The organism is Mycobacterium parascrofulaceum ATCC BAA-614 (genome assembly GCF_000164135.1).
Taxonomy (GTDB): Bacteria; Actinomycetota; Actinomycetes; order Mycobacteriales; family Mycobacteriaceae; genus Mycobacterium; species Mycobacterium parascrofulaceum.
The window spans coordinates 1,749,824-1,762,817 of the sequence record NZ_GG770553.1; the positions used below are offsets into that span (position 1 = coordinate 1,749,824).

At 71.3% G+C, this 12,994-nt stretch carries 15 protein-coding genes; 10 read left to right on the plus strand and 5 right to left on the minus strand.

Annotated elements, in window-relative coordinates; genetic code table 11:
* On the minus strand, positions 1-91 hold a 91-nt coding region (locus tag HMPREF0591_RS34635), incomplete at its 3' end, for a hypothetical protein (RefSeq protein WP_425270161.1).
* Between the two features lie 58 nt (positions 92-149).
* On the minus strand, positions 150-956 hold the full coding sequence (locus tag HMPREF0591_RS08230; RefSeq protein WP_007168016.1) for a purine-nucleoside phosphorylase: 807 nt from the start codon (positions 954-956) through the stop codon (positions 150-152).
* 123 nt (positions 957-1,079) lie between these two features.
* Here HMPREF0591_RS08230 and HMPREF0591_RS08235 point away from each other — a divergent pair, with 123 nt between their 5' ends.
* The 4 genes from HMPREF0591_RS08235 (at position 1,080) to HMPREF0591_RS08250 (ending at position 5,095) form a co-directional block, all read left to right on the plus strand.
* Positions 1,080-1,697: a cutinase family protein gene (locus tag HMPREF0591_RS08235; RefSeq protein ID WP_040621415.1), complete on the plus strand. Its 618-nt coding sequence runs from the start codon at positions 1,080-1,082 to the stop codon at positions 1,695-1,697.
* Between the two features lie 34 nt (positions 1,698-1,731).
* Complete coding sequence (locus HMPREF0591_RS08240; protein WP_007168018.1) at positions 1,732-2,928, plus strand: M20 family metallopeptidase; 1,197 nt, start codon at positions 1,732-1,734, stop codon at positions 2,926-2,928.
* Entirely contained in the window at positions 2,925-4,103 is a 1,179-nt protein-coding gene (locus tag HMPREF0591_RS08245; RefSeq protein WP_007168019.1) for an amidohydrolase, read from the plus strand. The genes HMPREF0591_RS08240 and HMPREF0591_RS08245 overlap by 4 nt, the downstream gene beginning before the upstream one ends.
* 110 nt (positions 4,104-4,213) lie before the next feature.
* On the plus strand, positions 4,214-5,095 hold the full coding sequence (locus tag HMPREF0591_RS08250; RefSeq protein ID WP_040622099.1) for a hypothetical protein: 882 nt from the start codon (positions 4,214-4,216) through the stop codon (positions 5,093-5,095).
* A gap of 66 nt (positions 5,096-5,161) precedes the next feature.
* Here the strand turns inward: HMPREF0591_RS08250 and HMPREF0591_RS08255 are convergent, their stop codons facing one another.
* Positions 5,162-5,638 (minus strand): gamma-glutamylcyclotransferase family protein, encoded by a 477-nt coding sequence (locus HMPREF0591_RS08255; protein ID WP_007168021.1) that lies wholly within the window; start codon positions 5,636-5,638, stop codon positions 5,162-5,164.
* Positions 5,639-5,811: 173 nt separating this feature from the next.
* Between HMPREF0591_RS08255 and HMPREF0591_RS08260 the strand changes: the two genes are divergently transcribed.
* From HMPREF0591_RS08260 to HMPREF0591_RS08270, 3 genes are read left to right on the plus strand one after another with little or no spacing between them, the layout of a single operon-like run.
* On the plus strand, positions 5,812-7,242 hold the full coding sequence (locus tag HMPREF0591_RS08260; RefSeq protein WP_007168022.1) for an NAD(P)H-quinone dehydrogenase: 1,431 nt from the start codon (positions 5,812-5,814) through the stop codon (positions 7,240-7,242).
* 49 nt (positions 7,243-7,291) lie between these two features.
* Positions 7,292-9,046 carry a glycerol-3-phosphate dehydrogenase/oxidase gene (locus HMPREF0591_RS08265; RefSeq protein ID WP_007168023.1) on the plus strand — a complete coding sequence of 585 codons (1,755 nt, stop codon included), beginning with the start codon at positions 7,292-7,294 and terminating at the stop codon, positions 9,044-9,046.
* 37 nt (positions 9,047-9,083) lie between these two features.
* Positions 9,084-9,938, plus strand: a complete 855-nt coding sequence (locus HMPREF0591_RS08270; RefSeq protein ID WP_170826015.1) for a pseudouridine synthase — start codon at positions 9,084-9,086, stop codon at positions 9,936-9,938.
* Positions 9,939-10,011: 73 nt separating this feature from the next.
* Here HMPREF0591_RS08270 and HMPREF0591_RS32215 read toward each other — a convergent pair whose 3' ends face one another.
* On the minus strand, positions 10,012-10,503 hold the full coding sequence (locus tag HMPREF0591_RS32215) for a hypothetical protein (protein WP_007168025.1): 492 nt from the start codon (positions 10,501-10,503) through the stop codon (positions 10,012-10,014).
* 340 nt (positions 10,504-10,843) lie between these two features.
* Here HMPREF0591_RS32215 and HMPREF0591_RS30280 point away from each other — a divergent pair, with 340 nt between their 5' ends.
* A complete protein-coding gene (locus HMPREF0591_RS30280) occupies positions 10,844-11,179 on the plus strand; it encodes a hypothetical protein (protein ID WP_007168026.1) in 336 nt (111 codons plus the stop codon).
* Positions 11,180-11,386: 207 nt separating this feature from the next.
* Here the strand turns inward: HMPREF0591_RS30280 and HMPREF0591_RS08280 are convergent, their stop codons facing one another.
* Positions 11,387-11,677: a CDGP domain-containing protein gene (locus tag HMPREF0591_RS08280; protein ID WP_007168027.1), complete on the minus strand. Its 291-nt coding sequence runs from the start codon at positions 11,675-11,677 to the stop codon at positions 11,387-11,389.
* 109 nt (positions 11,678-11,786) lie between these two features.
* Here HMPREF0591_RS08280 and HMPREF0591_RS08285 point away from each other — a divergent pair, with 109 nt between their 5' ends.
* Complete coding sequence (locus HMPREF0591_RS08285; protein WP_007168028.1) at positions 11,787-12,143, plus strand: hypothetical protein; 357 nt, start codon at positions 11,787-11,789, stop codon at positions 12,141-12,143.
* A gap of 48 nt (positions 12,144-12,191) precedes the next feature.
* The coding region (locus HMPREF0591_RS08290; RefSeq protein ID WP_007168029.1) for an MBL fold metallo-hydrolase at positions 12,192-12,994 on the plus strand (803 nt) is incomplete at its 3' end.

Consider the following 12,994-nt stretch of genomic DNA (forward strand, 5'->3'; position numbering starts at 1 on the left):
ACCGCGCCGCCAGCTCGTCGGGCGCGCAGGCGGCGAGCTCGGCGGCCGTCGCGGGGTCGGGATCGTGAGCGATCCACTCCGCCGGGGCGATCGCAAGCCCGGGGTCGCCGGGGGCCGCGGGTCGCCGCCACTGGCCGGGCGTCATCGCGTCAGAACCGCGCGACGACGTCGGCCAGCAGCGCGCCCATCCGGCTCGCCGACGCGGCGCCGGCGGCGAGCACCTCGGCGTGGCTCAGCGGTTCGCCGCTGATCCCGGCGGCCAGGTTGGTGACCAGCGACACCCCCAGCACCTCGGCGCCGGCCGCCCGGGCCGCGATGGTCTCGTGCACGGTCGACATGCCGACCAGGTCGGCGCCCAGCATCCGCAGCATGCGCACCTCGGCGGGCGTCTCGTAATGGGGGCCGGGCAGGCCGGCGTAGACGCCCTCGGTCAGGCCGGGATCGACCTGGCGGGCGAGGTCGCGCAGCCGTGGGGAGTAGGCGTCGGTCAGGTCCACGAACTGCGCGCCGACCAGCGGCGAACGCGCGGTCAGGTTCAGGTGGTCGCTGATCAGCACCGGCTGGCCGACCGCCATCTCGGGCCGCAGCCCGCCGGCGGCGTTGGTGAGCACGACGATGCGCGCCCCGGCCGCGCAGGCCGCCCGCACCGCGTGCACGACGTGGCACAGGTCGTGGCCCTCGTAGGCGTGGACGCGACCGACCAGCACCAGCACCCGGCGCTCGCCGATGCGCGTCGACATCAGCTCGCCGGTGTGCCCGACGGCGGTCGGGGGCGCGAATCCGGGCACGTCGGCCTGGGGCAGGACGGCCGTCGGGGGCCCGAGCGCGTCGGCCGCCGGGCGCCATCCCGAACCGAGCACGACGGCCACGTCGTGCCGGCCTTCGCCCGTACGGTCGGCGATCACCCGCGCCGCCCGCCGGGCCAGTTCGCCGGGGTCGGATGCGACGTCGCTCACAGTCGGCGAGCATAGTGCGGGTCATCAGGGTTAGCGCCGCGATGGCGCGCGTCGGAATGTGTGAAAATCTGCCGCATGAGTCTTCGTAGGTGGGCGATCGTCGGCCTTGCCGTCGCCGTTGCGGTGTCAGTGTTTCCGATCACAAGCGGCACGCTGCCGTCGGCGCGGGCCGACGGATGCCCCGACGTCCAGCTCATCTTCGCCCGCGGCACCGCCGAGCCGCCCGGTCTGGGCGTCGCCGGTGACGCGCTGCTCGGCGCGCTGCAGCATGACCTCGGCTCGCGCAACGTCGACGCGTACGCGGTGAACTACCCGGCCAGCTACAACTTCCTGCAGACCGCCGACGGAGCCAACGACGCGCGCGACCACATCACGCAGATGGTCGACCAGTGCCCGGCGACGAAGCTGGTGCTCGGCGGCTTCTCTCAGGGCGCCGCCGCGGTCTCGATGCTGGCCGGGGTGCCGCCGCTGGGCAACACCGTCGGCAACTTCGGATCGGCGCCCGAGCTGGATCCCGGCCTGGCGAACAAGGTCAGGGCGGTTGCGGTGTTCGGCAATCCCGGCAACCGCTTCAACACCCCCCTTTCGACGACCGGTCTGTTCGCCGGCCGCGCCATCGACATCTGCAGCCCCGGCGACCCGGTGTGCGTCGTCGGCGGCCGGGACCGGGAAGCCCACCACGACTACGGTGTGCCGCCCTACCCCGGACAGGCGGCGGACTTCATCGCCGGGCTGGTGTAACCGGGCACCAGGGGCGCGGTGGGATACTGCGAGGATGCCCCCCACCGCATTGGACAACCCCTCCGACAGGGTCGAGGATGTCGTGCGGCGACGCGGCCCCGACCTGGTTGAGCTGTCCCACGCGATCCATGCCGAGCCCGAGCTGGCGTTCGCCGAGCACCGCAGCTGCGCCAAGGCCCAGGCGCTGGTCGCCGAGCGCGGCTTCGAGATCACCGCGTCCGCCGGGGGCCTGGACACCGCCTTTCGTGCCGACTTCGGCGGCGGGCCGCTGACCGTCGGGGTGTGCGCCGAATACGACGCGCTGCCCGAGATCGGCCACGCCTGCGGCCACAACATCATCGCCGCGTCGGCGGTGGGCACCGCCCTGGCGCTGGCCGAGGTGGCCGACGAGCTGGGCCTGCGGGTGGCGCTGATCGGCACCCCCGCCGAGGAGGCGGGCGGCGGCAAGGCGCTGCTGCTGAAGGCCGGGGTGTTCGACGACGTCGCGGCCGCGGTGATGCTGCATCCCGGGCCGGCCGACATCGCGGCGGCCCGCTCGCTGGCGCTCTCGGAAGCGACCGTGCACTACCGTGGCAAGGAATCCCATGCTGCCGTCGCGCCGCATCTGGGGGTCAATGCCGCCGACGCCGTGACCGTCGCGCAGGTGGCCGTCGGGCTGTTGCGCCAGCAGCTGGCCCCGGGCCAGCTGGTGCACGGGATCGTCACCGACGGCGGCCAGGCTGTCAACGTCATCCCCGGGCACGCGACGCTGCAGTACGCGATGCGGGCGGTCGAATCGGATTCGCTGAGACAACTGGAGGGCAGGATGTACGCGTGCTTCGCCGCGGGTGCGCTGGCCACCGGCTGCGAGTACGACATCGACACCCCGGCGCCCCCGTACGACGAACTCACACCCGACGAATGGCTGGCCGATGTCTTCCGCGAGGAGATGCGCCGGATCGGGCGCGAACCGGTGGCCCGCGAGTTCGAGGCCACGCTGCCCATGGGAAGCACCGACATGGGCAACGTGACCCAGGTGCTGCCGGGGATCCACCCGATCGTCGGGGTCGAGGCCGGCGGCGCCATGGTGCATCAGCGCGCGTTCGCCGACGCCGCCGCCGGCCCCAGCGGTGACCGCGCCGTCGTCGAGGGCGCAATCATGTTGGCCCGCACGGTGGTTCAGCTGGCCCAGACGCCCGCCGAACGCGACCGCGTGCTGGCGGCCCGGGAGCGCCGCGGGGCGCACGCATGAGTCTCGCCGACTCCGCCACCTCCTGGCTGGCCGCCCACCACGACGACCTGGTCGAGTGGCGCCGGCACATCCACCGCTATCCCGAACTCGGCCGCCAGGAGTACGCCACCACCCAGTTCGTCGCCGAGCGGTTGGCCGACGCGGGGCTCAACCCCAAGGTGTTGCCCGGCGGGACGGGACTGGTCTGCGACCTGGGCCCCGAACACGAGCCGAGGATCGCGCTGCGGGCCGACATGGACGCGCTGCCGATGGCCGAGCGGACCGGCGCGCCGTACACGTCCACGATGCCCAACGTCGCCCACGCGTGCGGCCACGACGCGCACACCGCGATCCTGCTCGGCACCGCGCTGACCCTGGCGTCGGTGCCGGAGCTGCCGGTCGGGGTTCGGCTGATCTTCCAGGCGGCCGAGGAGCTGATGCCCGGCGGCGCGATCGACGCGATCGCCGCCGGCGCGATCAGCGGGGTGGCGCGGATCTTCGCCCTGCACTGCGACCCGCGGCTGCAGGTCGGCCAGGTGGCGGTCCGGCACGGGCCCATCACGTCGGCCGCCGACCAGATCGAGATCACGCTGCATTCGCCGGGCGGGCACACCTCGCGTCCGCATTTGACCGCAGACCTGGTCTACGGGCTGGGCACGCTGATCACCGGACTGCCGGGCGTGCTGTCCCGGCGCATCGATCCGCGCAACGGCACGGTGCTGGTGTGGGGGGCGGTCAACGCCGGCGTGGCCGCCAACGCCATCCCGCAGAGCGGCGTGCTGGGCGGCACCGTCCGCACGGCGAGCCGGCAGACCTGGGTGGGGCTCGAGGAGATCATCCGGGAGACGGTGTCGGCGCTGCTCGCGCCGCTGGGCATCGAGCACACGCTGCAGTACCGGCGGGGCGTGCCGCCGGTGGTCAACGAGGACGTGTCGACGCGCATCCTGACGCATGCGATCGAGGCCATCGGCCCGGACGCGCTGGCCGACACCCGCCAGTCCGGCGGCGGCGAGGACTTCTCCTGGTACCTCGAGGAGATTCCCGGCGCGATGGCGCGGCTGGGCGTCTGGTCGGGCCAGGGGCCGCAGCTGGATTTGCACCAGCCCACGTTCGACCTCGACGAGCGCGCGCTGGCGATCGGCCTGCGCGTGATGGTCAACATCGTGGAGCAGTCGGCCGCGTTCTCGTCCACCTAGGACCCGCGAGCGACCGTGTTTGTACGGCGACACGCCGCATGGCGCGGCAATTTGCGGACGCTCGGCGGGGTGAATTGTCGGCGCCGCTTCGCACGCCCAGCATGGCCGGCATGCACCCGGAGCTCAGCAGGCTGCTCGACGCCCAGGGCGGGGTCGTCACATCCGCCCAGGCCCTGCGGTTCGTTACCCGCCGCGGCCTGGAGGCGCACGTGAATGCCGATGCCCTACAGAAGGTTTGGCATGGCATCTACGGCCGGGGCCGACTCACAACTGCCTTGCAACTTCGCGGGCTTGACCTGGCAACCGGCACGAGTGTCGCAGCTTGCATGGGTACAGCCGCGGCGGTCTACGGTTTCGACACGGAGGCGACAACCGGTTTGCACGTGCTCGAGCCTGATGGCCGGCGGTTGCGATCGGCCGACGGCCTGGTGGTGCATCGGCGGGAGGGCGCACCGCTGACCATGGTCGCGGGACGGCTGGCCACCGCGCCTGCGTGGACGGCGATCGAGGTCGCCCGCGGCCTGCGCCGGCCGCGAGCCCTCGCCACGCTGGATGCCGCGCTGCGCAGCGGAAGGTGCAGCCGCGATGAGATGAGACGGATGCTCGCGTTGCAGTCCGGGCGTCGCGGCGTCGTCAACATACGCGAGTTGCTGCCGTTGGCTTCCCCGCTGGCCGAGTCACCGATGGAGAGCGAGGCGCGGTTGGTCATGATCGACGGCGGGTTACCCGAGCCAGTACTGCAGTACGAGGTCGTGGACCTGGAGGGAAACGTGTGGCGGCTCGACTTCGCCTGGCCCGAGGACCGCGTCGCGGCGGAGTACGACGGCGTCGACTGGCACAGCGGGCCTGCGGCGTTCCTACGCGATCGCCGCCGCGTGTCTGCACTCCAACAGTTGGGGTGGTTGATAGTCCCCATCGTTGCCGAGGATGTCAGATATCGGCCCCGCGAACTCGTCGGCCGGCTGGAGACGTACCTACGACGGGCAGCGTGAGCGTCCGCAAATTGCCGCGCTATACGGCGTGTCGCCGTACAGACACGGTCGCTCGCGGAAGAAAAGTCAGCCGGTGCCCGGGCCGACGTTGTGGGCCGGGCGGGTACGCAGGTTGTGCACGTAATCGGCCGGGGCGCCGGCGATTTCGGCGGCATCGGCCATCACGCCCAGGTACCTCGCCGACGGCAGGCCGCCCTCCCAGGCGTCGAGCACGTACAGCCACGCCAGCACGGGGTCGGTGCTGGTGTCCGACGAGATGCGCTCCACCCGGCAGCGGATCTTCTTGTGCACCCCGAACTCCGAGCCCTCCCACCGGTCCAGGTTGTGCTCGTCGGCCGGGGTCATGTCGTAGAGGACGACGAACACCTTGGAAGTGGGATCCTCGACGACGGTGGCCAGGGCGCCCTCCCAGCCGATGTCCTCGCCCCCGAACGTCAGGCGCCAGCCGTGCAACCAGCCCGTTCCGGCCATCGGCGAATGGGGTGCCCGCTTGAGCATCTGCTCAGGATCCATGTTCGACCCGTAGGCGGCGTAGAGCGGCACGGGGAAAGCTTAGACGTCACAGGGGCGAGCGGTCTCCTCTCGCGGGAGTCGCCGCGCTGTGCCGATGGCGCGACTCTCCCCCGCAAGCGGGAGGTGCCCCCACCTCACGCCGCGCTGCGGCGTGCATCGTCGCCGCGCTGCGGGGCCGCGGGTCGCCCTGCTAGGTTGGGGCTGTGGCGACCCGCATCGTGATCCTCGGTGGCGGCCCGGCCGGTTACGAAGCCGCGCTGGTGGCTGCCACCTCCCACCCCGACAGCACGCACGTCACCGTCATCGACTCCGAAGGGATCGGCGGCGCGGCCGTGCTGGACGACTGCGTGCCGTCCAAGACGTTCATCGCCTCGACCTGGCTGCGCACCGAGTTGCGCCGGGCCCCGCGGCTGGGGTTCGAGATCGACATCGACGACGCCAAGATCTCGTTGCCGCAGATCCATGCCCGGGTCAAGCAACTGGCCACCGAGCAGTCGGCCGACATCACCGAACAGCTGCTCGGCATGGGCGTGCACGTGGTCGCCGGTCGCGGCGAGCTGATCGACCCCACGCCCGGGCTGGCCTGCCACCGCGTCAAGGCGACCCATTCCGATCCGGGGCCCGACGGCCCCGTCACCAGCGAGTACGAGGCCGACGTGGTGCTGATCGCCACCGGCGCCAGCCCGCGCGTCCTGCCGTCGGCCCGGCCCGACGGCGAGCGCATCCTGACCTGGCGGCAGCTCTACAACCTGGAGGCGCTGCCCGAACACCTGATCGTTGTCGGCTCCGGCGTCACCGGCGCCGAGTTCGTGCACGCCTACACCGAGCTGGGCGTGCCGGTGACGGTGGTCGCCAGCCGGGACCGGGTGCTGCCCTACGAGGACGCCGACGCCGCGCTGGTCCTCGAAGAGGCGTTCTCCGAGCGCGGCGTCGCGCTGGTCAAGAATGCCCGCGCCCAGTCCGTCACCCGCACCGACGACGGCGTGCTGGTCACCCTGGCCGACGGGCGCACCGTGGCGGGCAGCCACGCCCTGATGACCATCGGGTCGGTGCCCAACACCGACGGCCTGGGCCTGGATCGCGTCGGCATCGAGCTCGGCCGGGGCGGCTACCTGACCGTGGACCGGGTGTCGCGGACCTCGGTGGCCGGCATCTACGCCGCCGGCGACTGCACCGGCCTGCTGCCGCTGGCGTCGGTGGCCGCCATGCAGGGCCGGATCGCGATGTACCACGCGCTGGGCGAGGGGGTCAGCCCGATCCGGCTGCGCACGGTGGCGGCCACGGTGTTCACCAGGCCCGAGATCGCGGCCGTCGGCGTGCCGCAGACGATGATCGACGACGGCTCGGTGTCGGCCCGCACCATCATGCTGCCGCTGCGGACCAACGCGCGGGCCAAGATGTCGGGGCTGCAGCAGGGTTTCGTGAAGATGTTCTGCCGCAAGTCCACCGGCGTGGTGATCGGCGGCGTGGTGGTGGCGCCGATCGCCTCCGAGCTGATCCTGCCGATCGCGGTGGCCGTGCAGAACCGGATCACCGTCAACGAGCTGGCGCAGACGCTCGCTGTTTACCCGTCGTTGTCCGGGTCGATCACCGAGGCCGCTCGTCGGCTGATGGCGCACGACGATCTGGACTAGCCTTGGTTCGACACCGTCCTACTGGCGAGTAACCGACAGGAGTTCCCCGGTGACCGATCCGATCCACGCGCCCAGCGAACTGGGCTCGCCGGCGTCCGTGCTGGGGCCGCAGCACCGCGAGGTGGCCTGGGAGCGGCTCGGCACCGAGCAGTTCGACGTCGTCGTCATCGGCGGCGGCGTGGTGGGCTCGGGCTGCGCGCTGGACGCCGCCACCCGCGGGCTCAAGGTGGCGCTGGTGGAGGCGCGCGATTTCGCGTCGGGCACGTCGAGCCGCTCGTCGAAGATGTTCCACGGCGGGCTGCGCTATCTCGAGCAGCTCGAATTCGGGCTGGTGCGCGAGGCGCTCTACGAGCGGGAGCTGTCGCTGACCACGCTGGCCCCGCACCTGGTCAAGCCGATGCCGTTCCTGTTCCCGCTGACCAACCGCGTGTGGGAGCGGCCGTATGTCGCCGCGGGCATCTTCCTCTACGACCGGATGGGCGGCGCGAAATCGGTTCCGGCGCAAAAGCATCTGACCCGCGCCGGCGCATTGCGGTTGAGCCCTGGGCTCAAGCGCGGCGCGTTGATCGGCGGAATCCGCTACTACGACACCGTCGTCGACGACGCGCGGCACACCATGACGGTCGCGCGCACCGCCGCCCACTACGGCGCGGTGGTGCGTTCCTCCACGCAGGTGGTCGCGATGCTGCGCGAGGGCGACCGGGTGACCGGCGTGCGGGTGCGCGATTCCGAGGACGGCGCCGTCACCGAAGTACGGGGCCACGTCGTCGTCAACGCGACCGGTGTGTGGACCGACGAGATTCAGGCACTGTCCAAGCAGCGCGGGCGATTTCAGGTGCGCGCCTCCAAGGGCGTGCACGTGGTGGTGCCGCGCGACCGCATCGTCAGCGACGTCGCCATCATTCTGCGCACCGAGAATTCGGTGATGTTCGTCATCCCGTGGGGCAGCCACTGGATCATCGGCACCACCGACACCGACTGGGACCTGGACCTCGCTCATCCCGCGGCCACCAAGGCCGACATCGACTACATCCTGCGCACGGTCAACACCGTGCTGGCCATCCCGCTGACCCACGCCGACATCGACGGGGTCTACGCCGGGCTGCGCCCCCTGCTGGCCGGGGAGAGCGAGGAGACCTCCAAGCTGTCCCGCGAGCACGCCGTGGCGGTGCCCGCGCCGGGGTTGGTGGCCATCGCGGGAGGCAAGTACACCACCTATCGGGTGATGGCCGCCGACGCGATCGACGCGGCCGCGCAGTTCGTCCCGGCCCGGGTGGCGCCCTCGATCACCGAGAAGGTCAGCCTGCTGGGCGCCGACGGCTACTTCGCCCTGGTCAATCAGGCCGAACACGTTGCGGCGCTGCAAGGTTTGCATCCGTACCGGGTGCGGCACCTGCTGGACCGCTACGGTTCGATGATCGGCGACGTGCTGGGGCTGGCGGCCGGGAACGCCGACCTGCTCAGCCCGATCAAGGAGGCGCCGGGCTACCTGAAAGTGGAGGCCCTGTACGCCGTGACGGCCGAGGGCGCGCTGCATCTCGAGGACATCCTGGCCCGCCGGATGCGCATCTCCATCGAGTACTCGCACCGCGGCGTCGACTGCGCCCGCGAGGTCGCCGACGTGGTGGCGCCCGTGCTGGGTTGGAGCGCCGCGGACGTCGAGCGCGAGGTGGCGAACTATTCCGCGCGGGTGGAGGCCGAGATCCTGTCCCAGGCGCAGCCCGACGACGTGTCGGCCGACGAGCTGCGGGCGAGCGCCCCCGAGGCGCGCGCCGAAATCCTCGAGCCGGTGCCGTTGAATTGAGCGTGTGGTGAGGCCGGCGCTCCCCCGCAAGCGGGAGGTGCCCCCACTTCCGGTGCGGGACGGCCTGGGCCCGGCGCGTGTGCGGCTGCGCGGGGGCCCGGTGCTGGCCGAGCTGACCGGCCGGTTCGGCGCGTCGGCGCGCTCGAAGGTGCTGGCCGGGGAAGTGGTCGACGCCGACGGTTCACCGGTCGACGAGGCCACCGCGCTGCCCGCCGGTGCCAGCGTCTACCTCTACCGCGAACTGCCCGAAGAGGTGCCCGTCCCGTTCGACATCCCGGTGCTTCATCGGGACGCGGACATCGTGGTGGTGGACAAGCCGCACTTTTTGGCGACCATGCCCCGCGGCCGGCACGTCGCGCAGACGGCGCTGGTGCGGCTGCGCCGGGAGCTGGGCCTGCCGGAACTCAGCCCGGCCCATCGGCTCGACCGGTTGACCGCCGGGGTGCTGCTGTTCACGGCGCGCCGCGAGGTGCGCGGCGCCTACCAGACGTTGTTCTCGCGCGGGTTGGTGCGCAAGACGTACCTGGCGCGCGCGGCGGTCGACCCGGCGCTGGTGTTGCCGCGCGTGGTGCGCAGCCGAATCATCAAGCGGCGCGGGGTTTTACAGGCGGGCTGCGAACCGGGAACGCCCAACGCGGAGACACTCGTCGAGCTCGCCTCCCCGGACGGCCTGTACCGGCTGACCCCGCGCACGGGACGCACCCACCAGCTGCGCGTGCACATGGCGGCGCTGGGCGTGCCGATCGACGGCGACCCGTTGTACCCCGACATCGTCGACGTCCCGCCCGACGACTTCAGCACGCCGCTGGGGCTGCTGGCCCGGCGCATCGCGTTCGACGACCCGCTGACTGGCGAGCGCCGCGAGTTCGTCAGCCGCCGAACGCTGGGCTGAGTGGGCCGACCCACGCCTCGAACCCCGAATGCTGGTGCCGCACGCGGAGAAGGGAAGACGGCTGCTACACGAGCTATCTCTGCGGATTCTCGGTCTCGGCGGGATTCGGAACCGCCGGGTTGGTGTAGGCGGGCGTCTGTGGCTCACCGCCGGGTGCCGGATTCTTTACCGGTGGTGGTTCGGGCTCCGGCTCGGCCGCGGGCGCCCGGTGCTCGGGCGGTGGCGGCGTGGGCACCAAGTAGTTCTTCCACGCGCCCGGTGGGTTCGGTGCAGGACCGACCGTGTTATCCGGCCAGCGCCAGGAACAACTGCCGCTGGCACCCCCGAGATCGCCAACAGGAACCGTCAACCCAAAACCCAGAACAGCCCCACCGACGGAGCCGCTGCCACTGGGACCGGCCACGTTCCACCCGCCATATTCGCAGTGCCAATGCGTGCTGTTCTCTTCGATCGGAAAATCGCAGTAGTACGTCGCGGCCCCCGCCTCGAAAGTGCTTCCGCCAACACCGGGATAGTCGCACAGGCCGGGACCCGGAACGTTGCCGCCCGGCGCGGCCCCGGCCACGGGGGGACTGAGTATTGCCCACGACGTGGCCCCCAGTGCCGCGAGTGATCCGATTCCCTTGCTCAACGACACATTCACTGGAAATGCCTTTTGGGTTTCGCGATTGCGGCGCGCGCCTTCGTGGGGGACCACCCCTACCGTTCTACACGGCCCACGGGGGACCGCGCGAGAAATCTCGGTTTGTCGTCCGGCCAGGCAATCCGGCCGCGCCCACGACCGCGCCACGCTGCTAATTCCGCAAATCCGATCGTCCGATTCCGTGAACGTCGGGCGGCTCCGGCGGTAGAATTCGTGCCTCATCGTAGAAAGCACGATCGTGAGATGCATCGCTAAAAGTGTTGTGCTACTCGCAGTTTGCGTTCCGGCGGTCGGCGCGCCGGAGGCCGCGTCGGCCGACCCTGTCGTCCCGAACCACCTGGCGTCGGTGCAAAGCTGGCCGGACAACTCGTGCGGCGGCTTCTTCTCCTGGCACGTGATCAACGACGTGAAGGATGCCCCGATCCGCGCGACGGTGGCCGTCCAGCGCAGAAAGGGTACGGAGGAGTACAACGACCGGTACGTCTATGACCTGGCGCCCGGCTCGTCGAGTTTCGTCTCGTGCAAGAGAATCCCGGCTCCCGACGGCCCCGGTGTCTACGACGTGACCGCCCGGCTGGCCGGCGCACAACACGCGTAGGCGGCGGCGGCTGCCCGACGCGACGCCGATCCGGACCGGGCCGGCCGGCGCGCCTCCCGCGGCGCGCACCTCGATGCCGAGCGCCTGGACCGCGTCGAGTCCACGATGTCGCGCTGGCCCTCACCCGAGGTGCGGTAGGCGACACGCAGATCCCCGTTCATCGCGTCAGGGGACGTTTCCGCAGTCAAGCGCCTGCAGCGTGCCGGCTCAGCCGTCGATGTGCGTCGGCGGGTCGGCGAAGCTGAAATCCGCGGGGGGATGGTCGGGGCCCATCACGTCGCAGTGCCCGTCCGGCACGAGGTAGGAACTGGCCCCGTTGGGGATCAACCGGGCAACGGCCACGCAACGTTGCCAGGTGCCGTCGGGCTGGACGGGTCCGTCGCACTTGCTGAGGACGGGTCCGCCGTACAGACAGCCGGCACCGGCCGGCGGCGCCGAGGCGATCAGCCCGGCCGCAATCAGCAGGGCGCCCAGTCCTCCGACGATGCCGCGCTTCATGGTTGCTGACGCTACCGCTTTTCCGCCGGATTTTGGGATCGGTAGCGAACCGTTGGCCGTCTGCTGGATCGTGTAATCCACTGAGGGCGTCGACGAAAGGCGCGAGGCGATGTCGCACGATCACAAAATCTGGCAGGCCGTCACCGGGGCGTTGCTGGCCGGCGGCGTGGCGCTGGCCGGACTCGGGCCGGCCGCGGGGGCGGCGCAGGCCGACCGCGCCTTGGCGCCGCAATTCAACCGCCCGGTGCCCCTGGACAACTTCACCGTCCCGCACGACTGGTGTCCGGGGCAGCCGTTGCCGATGCCCGACGTCCGCTGGGACATGGGCGTCTGCCACCACTGGTACTGGGTCCCGGTGGGCGGCATGGGCAACGTCGGTCAGTTCGTCTGGGAGGGTGACGCTCCCCGGCGCCCGCTGGGCCCGCCGCCGTGCTACGGAGCCCCCATCTGCCTGCCCGGCCTGTAGGGCCCGACCGGGCCGCGTGAGCGGCCGGCGATCGGGTAGCCCGCGGGTATGGACATCACCGTGACGTTCGTCGGCAACGCCACCACCTTGATCGCGGCGGGCGGATTCACGCTGCTGACCGATCCCAACTTCCTGCACCGGGGGCAGCACGCGTACCTCGGTTACGGGCTGGTGTCCAGGCGGCTCAAGGAACCGGCGTTGCGCATCGACGAACTCCCGCCGGTCGACGCCATCGTGCTCTCGCACATGCACGGCGATCACTGGGACCGGGTGGCGCAGAAGGGCCTCGACCACGGCCTGCCGGTGATCACCACCCCCGACGCCGCCAAACGGCTCCAGCGCCGCGGCTTCGCCCACGCGCGCGGCCTGTCGACGTGGGGGCGGCACACGCTCGCCAAGGGCGGCACCACCCTGACCATGACGTCGCTGCCGGGCCGGCACGCCCCGGGCTGGAGCCGGCGGCTGCTGCCGCCGGTGATGGGCACCATGCTGGAATTCGCCGCCGGCGACGGTGCGCCCCGGCGCCGGCTCTACATTTCCGGCGACACCTTGCTCGTCGAGGAACTCAACGAGATCCCGGCCCGGTTCGACGCCATCGACGCCGGGGTGCTGCACCTCGGCGGGACCCGTCTGCCGGCCGGTCCCAGGCTTCCGTTCGGGCTGACCGTGACCATGGACGGCAGTCAGGGTGCCGAACTGGCGGCGATGCTGGCCCTGCCGAAGACCATCCCGGTCCATTTCGACGACTATGGGGTGTTCGCGTCGCCGCTGGCCGATTTCACCCGGGAGATGGAGCGCCGCGGCCTCGCCGATCGGGTCGTCGAGGTGGCCCGCGGCGCCTCGGTGACCGT

What these genes read in the sequence shown, in the direction of transcription:
- HMPREF0591_RS08245 (WP_007168019.1), top strand. Translation starts at nt 2,925, where the DNA reads ATGAGTCTCGCCGACTCCGCCACCTCCTGGCTGGCCGCCCACCACGAC.
- HMPREF0591_RS08285 (WP_007168028.1), top strand. Translation starts at nt 11,787, where the DNA reads ATGTCGCACGATCACAAAATCTGGCAGGCCGTCACCGGGGCGTTGCTG.
- HMPREF0591_RS08280 (WP_007168027.1), bottom strand. Translation starts at nt 11,677, where the DNA reads ATGAAGCGCGGCATCGTCGGAGGACTGGGCGCCCTGCTGATTGCGGCC.
- HMPREF0591_RS08250 (WP_040622099.1), top strand. Translation starts at nt 4,214, where the DNA reads ATGCACCCGGAGCTCAGCAGGCTGCTCGACGCCCAGGGCGGGGTCGTC.
- HMPREF0591_RS08240 (WP_007168018.1), top strand. Translation starts at nt 1,732, where the DNA reads ATGCCCCCCACCGCATTGGACAACCCCTCCGACAGGGTCGAGGATGTC.